19 protein-coding genes, 2 tRNA genes and 1 pseudogene are annotated in these 17,776 nt (G+C 65.5%); 15 read left to right on the top strand and 7 right to left on the bottom strand.

The features are described from left to right. Positions 1 to 113: 113 nt before the first annotated feature. The 4 genes from XH92_RS39935 to XH92_RS39920 form a co-directional block, all read right to left on the bottom strand. Positions 114 to 1,178: an MBL fold metallo-hydrolase gene (locus XH92_RS39935; protein ID WP_194456923.1), complete on the bottom strand. Its 1,065-nt coding sequence runs from the start codon at positions 1,176 to 1,178 to the stop codon at positions 114 to 116. A gap of 318 nt (positions 1,179 to 1,496) precedes the next feature. After that, on the bottom strand, positions 1,497 to 3,641 hold the full coding sequence (locus XH92_RS39930; RefSeq protein WP_194456922.1) for a methyl-accepting chemotaxis protein: 2,145 nt from the start codon (positions 3,639 to 3,641) through the stop codon (positions 1,497 to 1,499). Positions 3,642 to 3,893: 252 nt separating this feature from the next. Beyond that, a complete protein-coding gene (locus XH92_RS39925; protein WP_194456921.1) occupies positions 3,894 to 4,640 on the bottom strand; it encodes an outer membrane protein in 747 nt (248 codons plus the stop codon). Positions 4,641 to 4,866: 226 nt separating this feature from the next. Further along, the gene (locus XH92_RS39920; protein ID WP_194456920.1) at positions 4,867 to 5,187 is read right to left on the bottom strand and encodes a hypothetical protein; all 321 of its coding nucleotides are present in this window, start codon (positions 5,185 to 5,187) and stop codon (positions 4,867 to 4,869) included. A gap of 89 nt (positions 5,188 to 5,276) precedes the next feature. Here XH92_RS39920 and XH92_RS43740 point away from each other — a divergent pair, with 89 nt between their 5' ends. Then, positions 5,277 to 5,402: a hypothetical protein gene (locus XH92_RS43740; protein ID WP_256437516.1), complete on the top strand. Its 126-nt coding sequence runs from the start codon at positions 5,277 to 5,279 to the stop codon at positions 5,400 to 5,402. Between the two features lie 56 nt (positions 5,403 to 5,458). Here XH92_RS43740 and XH92_RS39915 read toward each other — a convergent pair. Continuing rightward, positions 5,459 to 5,533, bottom strand: a tRNA-Thr gene (locus XH92_RS39915). Between the two features lie 364 nt (positions 5,534 to 5,897). Here XH92_RS39915 and XH92_RS43525 point away from each other — a divergent pair. From XH92_RS43525 to XH92_RS39845, 14 genes are all read left to right on the top strand, one after another. Next, a complete protein-coding gene (locus XH92_RS43525; RefSeq protein ID WP_371817897.1) occupies positions 5,898 to 6,077 on the top strand; it encodes a hypothetical protein in 180 nt (59 codons plus the stop codon). 137 nt (positions 6,078 to 6,214) lie between these two features. Then, positions 6,215 to 7,912 carry a cyclic nucleotide-binding domain-containing thioredoxin-disulfide reductase gene (locus XH92_RS39905; protein WP_194456919.1) on the top strand — a complete coding sequence of 566 codons (1,698 nt, stop codon included), beginning with the start codon at positions 6,215 to 6,217 and terminating at the stop codon, positions 7,910 to 7,912. Between the two features lie 147 nt (positions 7,913 to 8,059). After that, on the top strand, positions 8,060 to 8,368 hold the full coding sequence (locus XH92_RS39900) for a UBP-type zinc finger domain-containing protein (protein ID WP_057018148.1): 309 nt from the start codon (positions 8,060 to 8,062) through the stop codon (positions 8,366 to 8,368). Between the two features lie 286 nt (positions 8,369 to 8,654). Next, positions 8,655 to 9,155 carry a hypothetical protein gene (locus XH92_RS39895; protein WP_194456918.1) on the top strand — a complete coding sequence of 167 codons (501 nt, stop codon included), beginning with the start codon at positions 8,655 to 8,657 and terminating at the stop codon, positions 9,153 to 9,155. A gap of 131 nt (positions 9,156 to 9,286) precedes the next feature. Then, on the top strand, positions 9,287 to 10,111 hold the full coding sequence (locus tag XH92_RS39890; protein WP_194456917.1) for an alpha/beta fold hydrolase: 825 nt from the start codon (positions 9,287 to 9,289) through the stop codon (positions 10,109 to 10,111). A gap of 341 nt (positions 10,112 to 10,452) precedes the next feature. After that, positions 10,453 to 11,112, top strand: a complete 660-nt coding sequence (locus XH92_RS39885; RefSeq protein WP_194456916.1) for an epimerase — start codon at positions 10,453 to 10,455, stop codon at positions 11,110 to 11,112. 87 nt (positions 11,113 to 11,199) lie between these two features. Beyond that, entirely contained in the window at positions 11,200 to 11,628 is a 429-nt protein-coding gene (locus tag XH92_RS39880) for a DUF2948 family protein (protein ID WP_194456915.1), read from the top strand. 108 nt (positions 11,629 to 11,736) lie between these two features. Then, positions 11,737 to 13,032, top strand: coding sequence for a histidinol dehydrogenase (gene hisD / locus XH92_RS39875; RefSeq protein ID WP_194456914.1), 1,296 nt, complete (start codon positions 11,737 to 11,739; stop codon positions 13,030 to 13,032). After that, complete coding sequence (locus tag XH92_RS39870; protein ID WP_092123128.1) at positions 13,029 to 13,535, top strand: UPF0262 family protein; 507 nt, start codon at positions 13,029 to 13,031, stop codon at positions 13,533 to 13,535. The genes hisD and XH92_RS39870 overlap by 4 nt, the downstream gene beginning before the upstream one ends. A gap of 117 nt (positions 13,536 to 13,652) precedes the next feature. Further along, positions 13,653 to 14,117 carry a low molecular weight phosphatase family protein gene (locus XH92_RS39865; protein ID WP_194456913.1) on the top strand — a complete coding sequence of 155 codons (465 nt, stop codon included), beginning with the start codon at positions 13,653 to 13,655 and terminating at the stop codon, positions 14,115 to 14,117. A 193-nt stretch (positions 14,118 to 14,310) separates the two neighbouring features. After that, entirely contained in the window at positions 14,311 to 14,940 is a 630-nt protein-coding gene (locus tag XH92_RS39860; protein WP_050423304.1) for a Maf-like protein, read from the top strand. Between the two features lie 202 nt (positions 14,941 to 15,142). Continuing rightward, positions 15,143 to 15,337: a DNA gyrase inhibitor YacG gene (gene yacG / locus XH92_RS39855; RefSeq protein WP_194456912.1), complete on the top strand. Its 195-nt coding sequence runs from the start codon at positions 15,143 to 15,145 to the stop codon at positions 15,335 to 15,337. A 140-nt stretch (positions 15,338 to 15,477) separates the two neighbouring features. After that, positions 15,478 to 15,553: transfer RNA gene (locus XH92_RS39850), tRNA-Phe, on the top strand. A 67-nt stretch (positions 15,554 to 15,620) separates the two neighbouring features. Beyond that, positions 15,621 to 15,935, top strand: coding sequence for a hypothetical protein (locus XH92_RS39845; RefSeq protein WP_194456911.1), 315 nt, complete (start codon positions 15,621 to 15,623; stop codon positions 15,933 to 15,935). A gap of 174 nt (positions 15,936 to 16,109) precedes the next feature. Here the strand turns inward: XH92_RS39845 and XH92_RS44185 are convergent. After that, positions 16,110 to 17,114, bottom strand: a pseudogene (locus tag XH92_RS44185) (recombinase family protein); the annotation flags it as partial. Next, positions 17,053 to 17,262, bottom strand: coding sequence for a hypothetical protein (locus tag XH92_RS39830; protein WP_194456910.1), 210 nt, complete (start codon positions 17,260 to 17,262; stop codon positions 17,053 to 17,055). The pseudogene XH92_RS44185 and the gene XH92_RS39830, both read right to left, overlap by 62 nt. Positions 17,263 to 17,776 lie beyond the last annotated feature (514 nt).

The raw sequence follows: 17,776 nt of genomic DNA, 5'->3' as shown, positions 1-17,776 counted from the left end.
TGCATTGACCCACATCTGGGCATGCGTTGCGGTTGGGCAAATTGCCCTAGCCGGGGACTGTTCGGCTTGATTTCGGTCAAATCGCCGGGCGATGCCTCGCCGCCCGGCCGGGTTCAGGTGGTCTTGAAGCGCAGCATGCCGTCGTCGTGCATCTCGGCCGTCAGGCGGCCCTCGACCAGCATGTAGTTGACGTGGGCGACCAGCTCGCCGGCGGCAAATCCCATCTGGTGCTCGTCCAGCACGTGCTTGTGGAACACCACTGGCACCAGTTCCTTGGAGGTCTGCGGCACCTCGCGGCAGGCCTCGGCGATCAGCCGGCAGCGCTCCTCATGATGATCGGCGAGCTGCTTGATCCGGGTCTTCAGCCCGTAGAACGGCACTCCATGGCCCGGCAGCACCATCACGTCATAGGGCAGGGTGGTGGTCAGGCTGGCCAGCGAGGCCAGATATTCGCCGAGCGAGTTCTGCTCGGGCTCGACCGCCCAGACGCTGACATTGGGCGAGATCTTGCTCAGCACCTGGTCGGCGGACAGGAACAGCTTGTCGGCCGCGCAATACAGCATCACCTGGTCGAGCGCGTGCCCGCCGCCGGTGATCACTTTGAAGCGCCGCGCGCCGATCACGACCTCGTCGCCATGGGTGAGGCGGTGATAGGACGGCGGCAGTACTGATACCCGCTTCAGGTAATCCTGGCCGCGGCCGAGCAGCTTCTCGGTCAGGTCCTCGTCCATGCCGTGGCGGCGGAAGAACAGCCGCTGCGCGTTGCGCCGTTCCTCGGTGCCGCGGTTCTGGTGATAAACCGATTGCAGATATTCCACCTGCGACATGTACAGCGGGCAGTCGAAACGCTCGGTGATCCAGCCGGCGAGACCGACGTGATCGGGGTGCGAATGCGTCACGATCAGCCGCTTGACCTTGACGTGCTTCAGCGGTCCCTCGAACAGCGTGGTCCAAGCCGCGATCGATTCCTCGTTGCCGAAGCCGGCGTCCACCATGGTCCAGCCGTCGCCGTCGGCGAGCAGGTAGATGTTCACATGGTTGAGGCGGAACGGCAGCTTCAGCCGCGCCCACAGCACGCCGGGGGCCACCTCCACGACCTGGTCGTGGCCGGGATGGTTCTCCCAAGGGTATCGCAGTGCCTCCGCCGAGGAGGGAAGGCTGTCGGTCTTCGTATGCATGCTACCGGCTTAGCGGGACACGGGCCGCCGCGCCAGCCGAAAAATCAGATGGCCGTCCGGAGAATGGGCGGAGGTCCTAGAATTCCGTAGCCCGGATGAAGCGCAGCGCAATCGGGTACGGTCGCTTTGTCAAACCTCCCCTTGAAAAGGGGAGGTCGCTTTGCTCGCAGAGCAAAGCGGGTGGGGATCTGCTCTTTCCACATAGAGCGTCGCTTGCGGCTGACCCCCATCCCGACCTTCCCCCCTTCAGGGGGAAGGGGAAGACAAATCGTGCTCCCGGATTTCGCTGCGCTCCATCCGGGCTACGGAATAGCTGCCCTACGCCGCCCTTATGTTCGACAGGAAGCCGTCGATCTCGGACCGCAGCACGTCGGCCTCGCGGCGCAGCGCGTCGGAGGCGCTCAGCACCTCGCCGGCCGCAGCCCCGGCCTCGGCCGAGGCGGTCGAGACGCCGACGATATTGCTCGACACCTCGCTGGTGCCGCCCGCCGCATGCTGGATGTTGCGGGCGATCTCGCGGGTTGCCGCGCCCTGCTCCTCGACCGCGGCGGCGATCGCGGTGGTGACGTCGTTGATCTCGCCGATCGTGTTCGAGATGTTGCGGATCGCGGTGACGGCCGTCGTCGTCACCTCCTGCATGCTGACGATCTGCTGGCGGATCTCCTCGGTCGCTTTCGCGGTCTGGCTCGCGAGGTTCTTCACCTCGGAGGCGACCACTGCAAAGCCGCGGCCGGCCTCGCCGGCGCGCGCCGCCTCGATGGTGGCGTTGAGCGCCAGCAGATTGGTCTGCGAGGCGATGGTCTGGATCAGGTCGACCACCACGCTGATCCGCGCGGCGTTGTCGGCAAGCCCCTGCATGGTGGTGTCGGTGGCGCTGGCTTCCTCGACCGCCTTGCGGGCGATCTCCGCCGAGGTGACGACCTGGCGGCCGATCTCGGAGATCGACGACGACAGCTCCTCGGTGCCGGCCGACACCGTCTGCACGTTGACCGAGGTTTCCTCGGCCGCCGAGGCCACCGCGTTGACCAATGCGCTCGACTGGTCGGCGGTCGCCGACATGCTCTGCGCGGTCGACTGCATCGAGTTCGCCGCGGTCTGCAGGCTGCCGAGCGCGCTGCGGACATTGGACTCGAACGCGACGATCTGCGTCTCCATGCGCGAGGCGCGTTCCGCCTTGGCGGTGCGGTCCTTGTTCTGGTTCTCGGTGAGCTCGCGGCCCTCGATCATGCTTTCGCGGAACACCTGCAGCGCGTCGGCCATGACTGCGATCTCGTCGCGCTGGCGGCTCTGCGGGATCTCGGTGTCGAGATCGCCGTCGGACAGCAGCTGCATCGAGCGCTGCAGGCCGCGGATGCGGCGCAGGATATTGCGCCCGACATAGAGCCAGACGAACAGGAACGAGCCGACCAGCGTCAGCGCGCCGAGGCCGATCATGACAGTGGTCGCGAGCGAGATCTGCTGCCGCGCCTGGAAGGTTGCGGAGTCGGTCTCCTTTTGCACGGCGTCGACCAGCTGCTGGACGCTGATGCCGAGCCCGACATTGAGCTTGCGGGTCTCTTCCAGGATGGTCTGGCCGTAATCGATCGAGTCGAGCTCCTTCTGGCGGACCTTGAACACGCCGGTCTTGCCTTCGCCGAGCACCAGCAGCTTTTGCGCGGTGTCGCGCACGGCAACGATCGCCGGATTGTTCGGCAGGTCCTCGAGGTTGGACTTGACGCGCTCGCGGCCCTTCTTGAACTCCGCCTCGATCGCATCGAGCGTCTCGCTGGAATTGGCCGACAGCGCCGCGGTCATGTCGGCGGCCATCAAATTGCCGGCGGCGAGCACGTTGCTGATCTGGCCGACGGTGCGGGCGGCCTCGGTGGCATCGTCGGCGGAGACTTCGGCCGCGGCGAGGATGGCGTTGAGCCGGGTCTGGGCGTCGAGCATCGCGGGGCCGGTGGCGGAGACGAAGGCGCCCTGCGCCTTGCGCAGCGCGTTGTACTGCTTGTCGCGCAGCGCGCCGACGTCGAGCCGCTCGTGCGCCGCCGAGATCAGGCTCTTGGTCGCCTCGTCGGTGTTCTTGACGTTCTCCTGCAGCGCGCTGACGACGGATTTATCGGCGCCGAGCTCGATGATCTCGCCAAGCTTGGCATTGGTCTGCTGCGCGACCTCTTGCACCTTCTTGGTGCGATCGTTCAGCGCGTCCTCGCTCTGCACGGCGAGCAGGCCTGGACCCTGGGCGGCGAGCGAGGCGCTCTGCGCGGCGAGTTGCAGGCTCGCGGCGAGCCGCGGAATGTCGCGGCCGGAGAGATCGCCCATGGTGCCGCCGAGCCGATGCAGCACGATGCCGGCGCCGGCGCTGATCACCAGCGCCATGCCCGCGATCACGGCGAATGCTGCGAACAGGCTGCCCCTGACGCCCATCTGCGGCAGGTGGATACGCTTGAGATTGAATTTGCCGAGCTTGAACCGAAACGCCATTGCCCCTGTGCCCCCTGGCCCACTACGCTTGGCCACTATCCTTGGCCACTACTCTTGGATGTTTCCCCGGCGCGGGAGTATCGGTGCGGCGGGTTAACAAAATCGGGAAAATTGCGGCGATCTGCCGGATTTTTCGGGGCGGTGGCGCGGTGCGCGGTTTCGGTTCGCTCTGCGAAATTGATGCACGCGATCGGATGCAAAAAGGCCGGCGTGAGCCGGCCTTTCCACTCTTGGTTGTGATGGTCCGTAACCTCAGTAGCGGCCGTAAGCGGGGCCGCCGAGGTTGCCGAGGTTGAAGCGGTAGTTGAGGCCGGCCTTCACCGTGTGCTCGTCATTGTGGAAGCTGCCGACCGGCACCAGCGCGCCCGGCGCGGTGAAGCGGCTGTCGCCGAAGTCGTAGTACTGGTACTCGACCTTGGCCGACCAGTTCGGCGCGAACATGTATTCGGCGCCGCCGCCGATGGTCCAGCCGTTGCTGTGGTTGTCGCTGAGCGCGAAGGGTACCTGCGCGCCGCCCAGCGTCACCGTTTCGTTGTTGTCGGAATAGGCGTAGCCGCCCTTCACATAGATCAGGCCCGGGCCCCAGGTGTAGCCGACGCGGCCGGTGATCGAGCCGATGCCGCGCTGGTTGTTGTTGTAGACGTAACCGCCGGGGAAGATCGCGTTGAGCTGGTGGCCGCCGACCCAGGAATACTGGCCTTCGACGCCGATCACCCACATCGGCGACAGCTGCCAGTCGTAGCCGGCCTGGACGCCGCCCATGAAGCGCGCGTCGGAGTCGGTCAGCGCGAGGCCGTTGAAGTTGTTGTTCTGGGAGAACACGCCGCCGAGATGGCCGCCGAGATAGAAGCCGGTCCAGTTGTAGAGCGGCGCGGCGTAAACAGGCGCAGGCGCCTTCTGGTAATAGCCGCGGGAGCCGAGGTCGGCAGCCTGGGCGGTCGCGCCAAGGGCAGCGACGGCAACAGCTGTGGCTGCGGTTGCGAGCAGGAACTTCTTCATGGGGGCAGTCTCCGGACAAGTCATGAGGCGCAGCGTGAATGGCGCCATCCATGGCGATGCGTTAGACCGCATTTGAATAAAATGCTGTGACCGAAAGGCGACCTGGCGCGCTAAGTCGCACCCTCTGCCGCGAAACGTTTTGTTGTGCCTAACGAACGCTTAAGCGGGAATGACGGAAGGCTTAACGCGCCGTGCGCAACGCATCTCTTCCGTTAACCAAACCGCCCTAGTCGAGACGCTTGCGCACGTCGTCGCGGATCTGCTCGCGGAACGCTTCGCGGCGCGCGGCGCGATCCCCGACCGGAACGTCGTGACGATCGAACACGTCGAACTTCTCCAGGATCGGATACTGCTCGCTCGCCATCGCTAGCACCCGCAGCAGGGCGGCGACCTTCGCCGTCGGGCCGGTCACCTCCCACCTGCGGAATTTCTCCGCGCCGTCGGCGGCCGGCAGCCCGCACAGCTTCGCCATGTCGGCGACCGTGAGCTTGCGGCCGAGCGCCTCGCCGAGATGTTCGCGCAATTTCTTCAGTTCTGGGCCGGTCACTCTTGGGTCCGCAAAGTGTGAAGTGAGTCACATGAGGTGGTCGAGGCAGGGTCTATACGCCGCGCATGCGACTTCTAGAGGAAACCATCATGCACGGCATCATCGAAAGCCTCAGCCCCGAACACGGACAGATCGATTGGATATGGGTCGGCAGTGTGCTCGCGTTCTATATGGTGTTGACGATCGGCGGGGCAGGGCTGCTGCTCGCGCGTTGATGCGTTCGGGCACTGCGCCGTCCGCGCCGACAACTGCGATTCGCTGAGGAAGATCCTGGTGCTGCCAGACAGGATTGAACTGTCGACCTCTCCATTACCAATGGAGTGCTCTACCACTGAGCTACGGCAGCATGCCCGGGAAAAATTGAATCGGCCCTAAGGGCCCGTCCAAGCGGGCGGTTCTTGCCACAGGCCTCCCCTTCGCGCAAGCGAAACAGCACCCCGCTTGCTGACGAAATCGGCAGAAATTGACGTTCCGCGCAGTGATTCTGTCCAATCCGGCCGATTTCGGCTTGATTGGGTTCCCGATTCCTCCGGAAACCTTCTGATCCGCCAAGTCGCCGAATCATGCCACCGAGTGCGCAACTGGCCGACCGGGCAGGGTGCGCCGGCATGCGCCATTGGCTATGGTCGCGTTGCGCAGGGCGTCGGCGGTTCGAGAGTTTTGCAATGACAGGCGAGCAGGACAGAGGCGGCGGGCAGGCCGGAGCCCGCATGAAGGATTCACGACAGGATCGTCTCAAGCTGGCGCTGCGCGAAAACCTGAAGCGGCGGAAATCGCAGGCGCGCGGTCGCGAGGATGTGGCTTCCGAACCGGCGCAAGGTTCACTAGAGGACGGTTCACTAGAGGACGGCTCGCGAGATGACGCCGGCGGAAACGGGCCGGGCCGCTAGAGCCTTTTCCCGCGTGGTGGACATCAGTTCGTGCAGAAAATCTGGCAAAACGACAAGCCGGGCCTGGGTTCTGGCTCTAATGAGAATCGAAACTCCAGCCGGGTGGCGTGTGTTGCAACGAGAAGTGGGTCGCTGAGATGGCTGTAGATGAGACGACGATCGACCGGCTGAACGCCACCGCCTACGCCTTTCCGCGCCATGAGCAGACCTTTCCGACGCTGACGGTGCATGAGATCGAGCGGATGCGCCGCTTCGGCGAGCCGCGCACGTACCAGGACGGTGAGGCGCTGTTCGAGACCGGCAAGCCGGGTCCTGGCATGTTCGTGGTGCTGTCGGGCTGCGTGGCGATCTCCCAGCGCGATGGCCTCGGCCGGGTCACGCCGGTCATCGACCAGGGCCCTGGACAATTCCTTGCCGAGATCGGTCAGCTCTCCGGCCGCGCCGCGCTGGTCGACGGCCATGCCGAGGGTCCCGTCGAGACGCTGCTGCTGCCGCCCGAGCGGCTGCGTGCGCTTTTGGTCGCCGAGGCTGACCTCGGCGAGCGCATCATGCGCGCGCTGATCCTGCGCCGCGTCAGCCTGATCCAGGGCGGCGCCGGCGGGCCGGTGCTGATCGGCTCGGCGTCGGTCGGCAACATGGCGCCGCTGCAGAATTTCCTGGCGCGCAACGGCCAGCCGCATCACGTGCTCGATCCCGAGACCGACAAGGATGCCGCCGACCTCGTCGCGCGCTATTCGCCGACCCGCGCCGAGTTGCCGCTGGTGGTCACCCCGAACGGCACGGTGCTGCGCAATCCGTCCGAGACCGCGCTTGCGATGGCGCTCGGCATGATCGGCAACAGCGCGCATGAGAAGCTCTACGACGTCGCCGTGGTCGGTAGCGGCCCGGCCGGGCTCTCCACCGCGGTCTATGCGGCCTCCGAGGGCCTGTCGGTCGCGGTGTTCGATTCCCGCGCGTTCGGCGGCCAGGCCGGCGCCAGCATGCGGATCGAGAACTATCTGGGCTTCCCGACCGGCATCACCGGCCAGGCGCTGGCGGGGCGCGCCTTCAACCAGGCGCAGAAATTCGGCGCCGAGATGCTGATCCCGGTCTCGATCAAGTCGCTCGACTGCTCGAAGGCTTCGGGTGCGTTCGCGCTCGCCACCGGATGCGGGCATACGCTGCGCGCCAGGTCGGTGGTGGTCGCAAGCGGCGCGCGCTATCGGCGGCCGGCGATCGACAAGCTCGAGAGCTATGAGGGCCGCGGCGTCTGGTACTGGGCCTCGCCGATCGAGGCACGGCTGTGCGCCCAGCAGGATGTCGTGCTGGTCGGCGGCGGCAATTCCGCCGGGCAAGCGGCGGTGTACCTGTCGGCGCATGCCCGCCGGGTCAACATGATGATCCGCGGCGGCGGGCTCGGGGCCAGCATGTCGCGCTATCTGATCGAGCGCATCGAGGCGACGCCGAACATCGAATTGATGTTCAACACCGAGGTGGTCGGGCTCGACGGCGCCGAGACGCTGGAGCGGGTGCGCTGGCGCAGCCGGCTCGCACCCGACGAGTTCACCATGGATATCCGCAATCTCTTTTTGTTCGTCGGCGCCGATCCGGCGACCGGCTGGCTCGAGGGCTGCGGCGTGCAGGTCGACCGCGGCGGCTTCGTGATGACCGGCGTGCAGAACGGCGAGGGCGCGCGCGCCGTGCCGCTGCTCGAGACCACGGTGCCCGGCGTGTTCGCGGTCGGCGACGTCCGCTCCGGATCGGTCAAGCGCGTCGGCGGCGCGATCGGCGAGGGCGCGCAGGTGGTTGCTGCCCTGCACGGCTATCTCGCCGATGCCGGGAGTCCGTCGGTGTAGCTTTTCCTCCGTCATCCTGAGGAGCCGCGAAGCGGCGTCTCGAAGGATGAATCGGCCACAATGCGGGCCGTGCATCCTTCGAGGCTCGCTCCGCTCGCGCCTCAGGATGACGGTTCAAAAGAGCTCACTTCAGATACGAGGTCGCAAATGACAAAGGGCTGCACCCATATCGCGGGCATCCAGGATGTCACGCCGAGTGCGCTCGGCTGCGAGGAATGCCTGAAGAGCGGCAGCCGCTGGCTGCATCTGCGGATCTGCCGGACCTGCGGCCATGTCGGCTGCTGCGACGACTCGCCGAACCGGCATGCGACGGCGCATTTCCACGCCACCGGCCATCCCGTGATCGAGGGCTACGATCCGCCGGAAGGCTGGGGCTGGTGCTATGTCGACGAGGTGCTGTTCGACCTGTCGAAGCGCAAGACGCCGCATAACGGGCCGATCCCGCGCTATTATTGATTCAATGTCTCACGAGGCGCACATGCCGCGCCATCTGACGTATGCACGGACTATCCCCGTCATCCTGAGGAGCCGCGTAGCGGCGTCTCGAAGGATGAATCGGCCACCAGCCGGGCCGTGCATCCTTCGAGACACGCGAAGACGCGCTCCTCAGGATGACGGTCAATCAAAATCTGGCCTTGGCAAAATTTCTCATGAGCTGTCGGCCATCCTGCCATCGAACCATGTAGCAATTTTCAAGGACGCATCGTAACGTGGTGCGGGTTCTCAACGGGGAGTGCTCCACATGACGACGCTGGTGCTTGTGCACGTCATTATCAGCCTGATCGGAATTGTCGCTGGCGTCATCGTGATGTTCGGCCTGCTCGGCTCGCGCGCGATGCCCGGGCTGACTTCGATCTTCCTCCTGTTCACGATCCTGACCAGCGCCACCGGCTTCGTGATCCCGCCCTTGGTGACCGAGAAGCTGCTACCGTCACATATCATCGGCGCACTCTCGCTGGTGCTGCTCGCGATCGCCTGCATCGCGCTGTATGCGATGCAGCTCAAGGGCGCCTGGCGCCCGATCTATATCGTGACCGCGATGGTCTCGCTCTATCTCAACGTCTTCGTGCTCGTCATCCAGAGCTTCCTCAAGGTGCCGGCGCTGCAGGCGCTGGCGCCGGCGGTGCCGCCGAACCCGCCGTCCGGGCCGGTGTTCGCGGCGGTGCAGGGCATCGTGCTGGTGTTCTTCGCCGTGATGATCATCGGCGCCTGGCGCCGGTTCAGGCCGGTCACGTTCGCCTGATCTGACAACACCTCGTCATTCCGGGACGACGCGCAGCGTCGAACCCGGAATCTCGCAATCTAATCTCTGGATTCCGGGTTCACGCTTCGCGTGCCCCGGAATGACGCATTGGCAACAAAAGGAGCAATCAAATGCCCACCATCACCACCAAAGACGGCGTCGACATCTTCTACAAGGATTGGGGTTCGGGTCAGCCGATCGTGTTCAGCCATGGCTGGCCGCTGTCGTCGGACGACTGGGACGCGCAGATGCTGTTCTTCGTGGGTCACGGCTTCCGCGTCGTCGCCCATGACCGCCGCGGCCACGGCCGCTCCGCCCAGGTCGCCGACGGCCACGACATGGACCACTACGCCGACGACCTCGCTGCCGTCACCGCGCATCTCGATCTGAAGAACGCCGTCCATGTCGGCCATTCCACCGGCGGCGGCGAAGTCGTGCATTACATCGCCCGTCACGGCGAGAGCCGGGTCGCGAAGGCCGCGATCCTCAGCGCGGTGCCGCCCCTGATGGTGCAGACGGCGGCCAATCCCGGCGGCCTGCCGAAGTCGGTGTTCGACGGGCTGCAGGCGCAGCTCGCAGCCAACCGCTCGCAATTCTACCGCGATCTGCCGGCCGGGCCGTTCTATGGCTACAACCGGCCCGGCGCAAAGCCGTCGGAAGCCGTGATCCAGAACTGGTGGCGGCAGGGCATGATGGGCGGCGCGAAAGCGCATTACGACGGCATCGTCGCGTTCTCGCAGACCGACTTCACCGAGGACCTGAAGAAGATCAACGTGCCGGTGCTGGTGATGCATGGCGACGACGACCAGATCGTGCCCTATGCCGATTCCGCTCCGCTGTCGGCCAAGCTTCTGAAGAACGGCACGCTGAAGACCTACAAGGGCTTTCCGCACGGCATGCCGACGACGGAGGCCGAGACCATCAACAGGGATCTGTTGGCGTTCATCAAGGGGTGAGGTGAGAGAGCCTGCGCTCTGCGTCAGTGCCGCCTCGACCAACGCAGCCTAGGCGCACGTACGTAAGGGAGCCACCGACGAAAGGGTTCCCTCCCCCCTTGCGGGGGAGGGTTAGGGAGAGGGGTAGCCACACGACGCGCTCCCTCGAATTCTTGCCGCTAACAAGATTGCGATACCAACTGCTTCGTCGCCCATCTCGCCCGGGGCTTACCCCTCTCCCCAGCCCTCCCCCGCAAGGGGGGAGGGAGCCTGACTGACGTGCCCTCCTCACGAGATTCGCGCACAAAGATATTTTTGTGCACCACTAGTGAAACGCACAGCGCGGCAAAGGAGCACAGCGCATGAAGGTCATTCTGTTTGGCGCGACCGGCATGGTCGGGCAGGGCGTGCTGCGCGAATGCCTGCTCGATCCCGGCGTCGAGCGTGTGCTCGCGGTTGGGCGCAGCCCGACTGGGCAGCGCGACGCCAGGCTGGTCGAGCTGACCTGCGACAATTTCACCGATTACAGCGCGATCGAGCCGCAGCTCACTGGCTACGACGCCTGCTTCTTCTGCCTCGGCGTGTCCTCGATCGGCATGGACGAGGCGCGCTACCGGCGTCTCACCTACGACATCACGCTGGCTGCGGCGACGGTGCTGGCGCGGCTCAATCCGGGCATGGTGTTCAGCTATGTCAGCGGACGCAGCACCGATTCCACCGAGCAGGGCCCGCTGATGTGGGCACGGGTGAAGGGCAAGACCGAGAACGACCTGCTCAAGTTGCCGTTCAAGGCCGCCTATATGTTCCGGCCGGCCGGGATCCAGCCGCTGCACGGGGTCCGCTCCAAGACCGGTTGGGTGCAGGCGATCTATGTCGCGACCGCGCCGCTGCTGTCGTTCCTGGTTCGCGTTGCCCCGAGCTACATGACGACATCGGAACAGCTCGGCCGCGCCATGCTCAAGGTGGCCCGCGACGGTTACCCGAGGCCGGTGCTGGAGAGCGAGGACATCAACAGCCTCTGACGGGTGGCGGCAAGGCCGGTTCCCTGGAGCCGGATTTCCTGACGGAGCTTGGTACCTCCGGCGGTCGAAGGCGTTATAACCACCGTCATGTCCCCACCCGCACCGCTGAAACTGATCGCCCTCGATGCCGATGACCTCGCGGTGATCTCCGCCCATGTCCAGGACGCCCGCGTCCAGCCCGCCGACATCGTCTGGCGGCAGGACGAGAAGCGCCTCGTGGTCGGCCTGAACCGGCTGGACTGGGAGCAGACCCTGTCGGGCGGCACCTGCTCACGCCGGCTGATCGCCGCGCTCCGGTTCGACCGGGTGCTGGCATGCAAGTCGCGCAATATCGACCTGGAGGCCCCGGAAGCCACCCTGGAACTGCTCGGGATCGAATTCCACGCCTCCGACCCGCCGAGCGGCAGCGCGCTCCTGATGTTCGGCGAGGGGGCGGCGCTGCGGCTGGATGTCGAGTGCCTGGAGTGCGAATTGACCGATCTCGGAGAAGACGACCTCGGGGTGGCTCCGGGGTAAACATACCGTCTTCCCGGCGAAGGCAATTTTCAGCGCTCCCCAAGGGTTGACGGCCATTATCCGCCGCGCCATTGAGCAGGGACCGATAGTCCTCTTCAGAAAGCCGCCATGCCCGTTCGCCTGGACCGACAGAACGCCGATTTCGAGCAGCGTTTCCGCGAATTCCTGGCGGCCAAGCGCGAGGTCTCGGCCGACGTCGAGCGCGCCACCCGCGCCATCGTCGATGACGTGGCAGCCCGCGGCGATGCTGCGCTGCTCGAGGCCACCAAGAAGTTCGACCGGCTCGATCTCGACGCCGCCGGCCTGCGCGTCACCGCCGCCGAGATCGACGCCGCGGTTGCGGCCTGCGACCCCAAGACGGTCGAGGCGCTGAAATTCGCGCGCGACCGGATCGAGACCTTTCATCGCCGCCAGCTGCCGAAGGACGAGCGCTTCACCGATGCCGCCGGCGTCGAGCTCGGCTGGCGCTGGAGCGCGGTCGATGCGGTCGGGCTTTATGTGCCCGGCGGAACCGCGGCCTATCCGTCCTCGGTGCTGATGAACGCGGTGCCGGCCAGGGTCGCCGGCGTGCCGCGGGTCGTCATGGTGGTGCCGGCGCCGGATGGCAAGCTCAATCCGCTGGTGCTCGCGGCAGCCCATCTCGGCGGCGTCTCGGAAATCTACCGCGTCGGCGGCGCCCAGGCCGTGGCCGCTTTGGCTTACGGCACGGCAACGATCGCGCCAGTGGCAAAGATCGTCGGCCCCGGCAACGCCTATGTCGCGGCGGCCAAGCGGCTGGTGTTCGGCAAGGTCGGCATCGACATGATCGCCGGCCCCTCCGAGGTGCTGGTCATCGCCGACGACACCGGCAATGCCGACTGGATCGCGGCCGATCTGCTGGCGCAGGCCGAGCATGACGTCAGCGCGCAGTCGATCCTGATCACCGACAGCCCGCGGCTCGCCGCCGATGTCGAGCGCGCGGTCGGGGCGCAGCTCGCGACGCTGCCGCGTGCGGCGATTGCGCGCGCCTCGTGGGATGATTTCGGTGCGGTGATCATGGTGGCAAAGCTCGACGACGCGGTCGAGCTCGCCAATGCGATCGCGGCCGAGCATCTGGAGATCATGACCGCCGACGCCGAGGGCCTGTCGAAGAAGGTCCGCAACGCCGGGGCGATCTTCCTCGGGCCCCATACCCCGGAGGCGATCGGCGACTATGTCGGCGGCTCCAACCACGTGCTGCCGACCGCGCGCTCGGCGCGGTTCTCGTCCGGTCTCGGGGTGCTTGACTTCATGAAGCGAACCTCGATCCTGCGGTGCGGGCCGGATCAGCTTCGTGCGCTCGGGCCCGCCGCGATGACGCTCGGCCAGGCCGAAGGTCTCGATGCCCATTCACGTTCCGTCGGATTGCGCCTCAACCTCTCATGAACAAGCCACCGGACGACGAGGATTCCAACAATCGCATCGTCGCGGTGACGCTCGACGAGGAATCGATCGGCCGTTCCGGGCCCGACATCGAGCATGAGCGGGCGATCGCCATCTACGATCTGGTCGAGCAGAACCTGTTCGCGCCCGAAGGCGCCGCCGGGCCGGGACCCTACACCCTGCATATCGCGATCACCGGCAACCGGCTGATGTTCGATATCCGGAAGGAGGACGGCGCGCCTGTCGTGGCGCATCTGTTGTCGCTGACGCCGTTCCGCCGTGTCGTGAAGGACTACTTCATGATCTGCGACAGTTACTATCAGGCGATCCGGACCGCGACACCGGACAAGATCGAGGCCATCGACATGGGCCGCCGCGGCATCCATGACGAGGGCTCGCGCACGCTGCAAGAGCGGCTCAAGGGCAAGGTGCGCGTCGATTTCGAGACCGCGCGGCGGCTGTTCACGCTGATCACGGTGCTGCACTGGAAGGGTGAGGGCGCATGATCCCGAAAAGTGGGCACCGGTTTTCGGATGAGATCATGCGCCAGAATAAGAGGCGCATGATGATCGCCGCCTCGGCAGACCACGGGGGCGTACCCCGGTCGAAAAAAGCCTGATCGCATGGAAGCGCCGCGCGCGCGCACTCCTCAGGCCGTGCTGTTCGCATGCGGCCACAACGCCGTGCGCTCGCCGATGGCCGAAAGCCTGCTGCAGCAGATGTTCCCGCAGGGCGTTTATGTCCGTTCCGCCGGCGTGAAGAAGGGCGAGCTCGATCCGTTCGCGGTCGCCGTGATGGCCGAGTTCGGCCAGGACATTTCCGGCCACAAGCCGCAGACCTTCGAGGAACTCGAGGATTGGGAGGGGCTGAACTTCGACCTCATCATCACGCTGTCGCCCGAGGCGCACCACAAGGCGCTGGATCTGACCCGGACGCTCGCCACCGATGTCGAATACTGGCCGACCCAAGATCCGACCGGCACCAGCGGTAATCGCGAGCAGAAGCTTGCCGCCTATCGCGAGGTCTGCGACGGCCTGTTGCTGCGCATCCGCCGCCGCTTCACCAAAGCCGGTGCGGCGAATTTGTGAGGCTCGGGCCGCGGCCGGCGTGTTCCGAATTGCAAGGTCCGTCCCCTGTCGCCAGACTGACAAACAGCTGTGCTTATGGGGCCTTGTCTCCAAGGGGGCGCGCGATTCGCAGGCAGTTCCAAGGTTGTGCATCCATGCCCCATCCGATAGGTTCCGCCCGCGTTCGTCCCCCCGATTCAGCCCAAAAGCCCGCATGCTAGGCCGTCCCAAATTCGTTCTTGCTTCCGGTTCGCCGCGGCGGCTGGCCCTGCTCAACCAGGCCGGCATCGAGCCCGACGCGCTGCGCCCGGCCGATGTCGACGAGACCCCGCGGCGGGGCGAGTTGCCGCGCGCCTGCGCCAATCGCCTGGCGCGCGCGAAGGCGGATGCGGCGCTGAAGTCGGTGCAGCTCGACGACGATCTGCGCGGCTCCTTCATCATTTCCGCCGACACCGTGGTCGCGGTCGGCCGCCGCATCCTGCCCAAGGCCAATCTGGTCGACGAGGCCGCGCAATGCCTGCGGCTGCTGTCGGGCCGCAATCATCGCGTCTACACCGCGATCTGCGTGGTGACGCCGCGCGAGGCGTTCCGCCAGCGCCTGGTCGAGACCCGCGTGCGCTTCAAGCGGCTCAGCGAGGACGACATCCAGGCCTATATCGGCTCCGGCGAATGGCGCGGCAAGGCAGGCGGCTACGCGGTGCAGGGCATCGCCGGATCCTTCGTGGTCAAGATGGTCGGCTCCTACACCAATGTGGTCGGCCTGCCGCTCTACGAGACCGTGACCTTGCTCGGCGGTGAGGGCTTTCCGATCCGCCACGGCTGGCTCAACGCCGTCGCGGTGTGAGGTATCCACTTTCGCGCAGCGAGCCGATAGCCGGATGCGATAGCCCGTCCCAGGGGCGCGCTGCCAAAATATCGAAAACAACCCCATGCACAGTAGCCGTCAACTGCCGGCGTTCGAACACGCATATGCGATTGCCCTACCAGCAAGCGGGAGAGGGAGCGCAGCGGAACTTGCGGCAGATGATGTAAGCTCCGGCCCAGCCATGACCGACCAAGCCCGAACGCCCAAGGCCACACCCTCTGCCACCCCGCGCGCCTGCCCGATCTGCGGCAAGCCCGTCGAGCACGCCTTCCGCCCGTTCTGCTCGCCGCGCTGCCGCGACGTCGACCTCAACCGCTGGCTGACCGGCCGCTATGTCGTTCCCGGCCGCGAGGACGACGCGGAGGACCCGGAATAGCCAAGATTTCCCAACAAGTTGGGGAAAGAGCTCGGGCCGGGCTCGCCGCGCCGAAGCCTTTGGCGAAGGCGGGTGGACACGGCGCCCCGACCTCTCTATAAACCGCCCGCTCGCTCCGGCCTTTTCGGCCCCGCGGGTATGCCCAGGTAGCTCAGTTGGTAGAGCATGCGACTGAAAATCGCAGTGTCGGTGGTTCGATCCCGCCCCTGGGCACCAACGCTCTCACCGACATTTTGCCGGGGTCGGGCTGCATCAGGGCGGCTAGGCGCCCGCGAACCTCGAAATGGATCGGATCGCCGGGCCTGAGCCGCGGTGCTACGACAATGCAGTCAATGAGCTCGCGCAGCTTGAGGCACGCAGCCTTGGCATCGGCGGCCGAAAGCGCTTTCGCGAGCTGCTCCACCGCATCGAGATAGACGGCGAGAGTAGCCGGATGCAGGGTGACGACGTTCCCCTCGGTCGCCCGAGCGAGGCGCGCCTCCTGGCGATCAATCTCGGCCTCGAGTTCGGCGACCCTGGCGCCGACCATACGTCCGGTCAATTCTCCCTTTGCAACTGCGTCGACCAGCCTAGCTGCCTCGCGGCGCGCATCCTGTAGCTTGCGCTCAGCCGCGGCGCTCTCGCGCGACCGCTCCTTCGAAAGTCGCGCCCACTCCTCGGCAAAGCCCCGGCGGGCACCCTCGATTACGGCAGGATTTTTGAGCTCCTCGCGTAGGCCCCCGAGCACAGCCTCTTCGATCAGGTCAAGCCGGCATTGGCGCCTGTTGGTGCAATCTCCCGACTCGATCGACCGGGAGCACCGTGCCACGGGCCGGCCGCGCTGCGAGCCAGCCGAGACGAGGCTTGAGCCGCATTCGCCACACCGCAGGAGGCCCGACAGGATGCGACGAGGCGGCACGCCCTTCCAGCCGCAATTCGTGGTTCGCGCCTTGGCAAGCCGAGCTGCCGTCTCCTGCCAAAGATCTTCCGGGATGATGCGCAGATGCGGTGCCTCGATCCGCCGCCACTCACTGCGCGGGTTGACTCGGGGCACCTTGCGCCCCGTCTGCGGATTGCGAATCTTGCCGACGCGGTTCCAAACAATGACGCCCCGATAGATCTCGTTGCAGATCATGCCGGAGGCTCGCTTTGCAGATCCGTGAATGGTCGACGCATTCCAGGCACGGCCGCGAAACGGTTTAATACCTTCGCGATTAAGAGCGGCAGCGATGTCGCGGCAAGTACTACCTCCGGCATAGTCGCGGAAGATACGCAGCACGACCGCCGCCTGGTCGTGGTCGATCTCGTGCTCGCCGGGCCGCCCCGCGATCGGACGATAGCCGTACGGCAAGCCGCCGGCTCGTTGCCCCTGCGCGAGCTTTCCGGCAAGCCCGCGGCGTGTCTTGGATGCGAGGTCCGTGAGGTAGAGCGCGCCGACCAAGCCACGGACGCCGATCGAGATCTCGCTCGCGCGCCCGTCGTCGACGGCTACAAGCTCACAGCCGCAGAAGCGCAACATTTCCCAGACTTGGGGCAGCTCCGATTGCGAGCGTGCAACGCGATCGAAGCTCTCCACGACCACGACGTCGAAGCGACGGTCAACAGCGCCGGCGATCAGATTCTTAAGACCGGCCCGGCCATGGACCGAGGCACCAGAAAGCGCAGCATCAGAAAAGGTTTCGACGACACCATGGCCTTCACGCTCGCACCAGCGGCGGCACAGCGCCTCCTGATCTTCAATCGAGCGAGGGTTCTGCAGGTCGGATGAGTAGCGGGCGTATATCGCAGCTCTCGCCATCGTCGCTCTCTTCGGTATTCTCGCGGCGCGTTGCCGCCTGTTCCATCTTCACGAACTCCCGCCGCGCCAGCACGCGGCCGAGCTCCTCGGCAAAAGCGATGATGGCCGGGTCCGGAGGGGCCTGCAAGAGATTTCGACGGCTGCTCATTTCGCGTCAGCACTAGAAGTGCGCGATGTATTCGACGTCGCCTGGCAAGCCGCATCAGGGCAAGATCGATCCCTATCGACGGCACCCGCTGCCGCGGCAAGCTTGCGACTTGATTGGGAGATATCGAAATGCATAAGAGGGCTTTCGGCAGCTTCTGCAGCTATCGTGCGCTATGACAGGCCGAGAATGCCGAGCCGAATAATCAGATAAAAGGAAATTTGAAGGTAGTAGTTGAAACGGCAACGTTGGCGCGTATTCGGAATGATGAATCTCTACCGAGAGCCTCTCCGTTAGCTTTTTGTTTTTGGGTGGATCGATCACCATGTTCGGCACGCTTGTGAGCGCATCCCACCGCTTCTATTTGAGGATCGCTACTCAATTTCGATTACGCGCGCCGAGTTCGGGCAGGGGGCGATGGCTCGATTGTAATCGCGGACCGAGAGCAAACGCCGCAACTCATCTCGGACTCGTGTAGACCGACTGTATGAGCCGAAAAAACGATCGCAGCGAAACG

Origin of the sequence: Bradyrhizobium sp. CCBAU 53421, from assembly GCF_015291625.1 — a bacterium.
GTDB lineage: Bacteria > Pseudomonadota > Alphaproteobacteria > Rhizobiales > Xanthobacteraceae > Bradyrhizobium.
Note: the sequence above shows the minus strand (reverse complement) of the source record. Positions and strands in the feature narration are given on the sequence as shown.

Coding starts and splice junctions, on each gene's coding strand:
- XH92_RS39925 (WP_194456921.1), bottom strand. CDS start 4,640: ATGAAGAAGTTCCTGCTCGCAACCGCAGCCACAGCTGTTGCCGTCGCT.
- XH92_RS43740 (WP_256437516.1), top strand. CDS start 5,277: ATGCACGGCATCATCGAAAGCCTCAGCCCCGAACACGGACAGATCGAT.
- XH92_RS39845 (WP_194456911.1), top strand. CDS start 15,621: ATGGATCGGATCGCCGGGCCTGAGCCGCGGTGCTACGACAATGCAGTC.
- XH92_RS39930 (WP_194456922.1), bottom strand. CDS start 3,641: ATGGCGTTTCGGTTCAAGCTCGGCAAATTCAATCTCAAGCGTATCCAC.
- XH92_RS39895 (WP_194456918.1), top strand. CDS start 8,655: ATGACGACGCTGGTGCTTGTGCACGTCATTATCAGCCTGATCGGAATT.
- XH92_RS39900 (WP_057018148.1), top strand. CDS start 8,060: ATGACAAAGGGCTGCACCCATATCGCGGGCATCCAGGATGTCACGCCG.
- XH92_RS39880 (WP_194456915.1), top strand. CDS start 11,200: ATGTCCCCACCCGCACCGCTGAAACTGATCGCCCTCGATGCCGATGAC.
- XH92_RS39865 (WP_194456913.1), top strand. CDS start 13,653: ATGGAAGCGCCGCGCGCGCGCACTCCTCAGGCCGTGCTGTTCGCATGC.
- XH92_RS43525 (WP_371817897.1), top strand. CDS start 5,898: ATGAAGGATTCACGACAGGATCGTCTCAAGCTGGCGCTGCGCGAAAAC.
- XH92_RS39830 (WP_194456910.1), bottom strand. CDS start 17,262: ATGAGCAGCCGTCGAAATCTCTTGCAGGCCCCTCCGGACCCGGCCATC.
- hisD (WP_194456914.1), top strand. CDS start 11,737: ATGCCCGTTCGCCTGGACCGACAGAACGCCGATTTCGAGCAGCGTTTC.
- XH92_RS39885 (WP_194456916.1), top strand. CDS start 10,453: ATGAAGGTCATTCTGTTTGGCGCGACCGGCATGGTCGGGCAGGGCGTG.
- XH92_RS39905 (WP_194456919.1), top strand. CDS start 6,215: ATGGCTGTAGATGAGACGACGATCGACCGGCTGAACGCCACCGCCTAC.
- XH92_RS39890 (WP_194456917.1), top strand. CDS start 9,287: ATGCCCACCATCACCACCAAAGACGGCGTCGACATCTTCTACAAGGAT.
- yacG (WP_194456912.1), top strand. CDS start 15,143: ATGACCGACCAAGCCCGAACGCCCAAGGCCACACCCTCTGCCACCCCG.
- XH92_RS39860 (WP_050423304.1), top strand. CDS start 14,311: ATGCTAGGCCGTCCCAAATTCGTTCTTGCTTCCGGTTCGCCGCGGCGG.
- XH92_RS39935 (WP_194456923.1), bottom strand. CDS start 1,178: ATGCATACGAAGACCGACAGCCTTCCCTCCTCGGCGGAGGCACTGCGA.
- XH92_RS39870 (WP_092123128.1), top strand. CDS start 13,029: ATGAACAAGCCACCGGACGACGAGGATTCCAACAATCGCATCGTCGCG.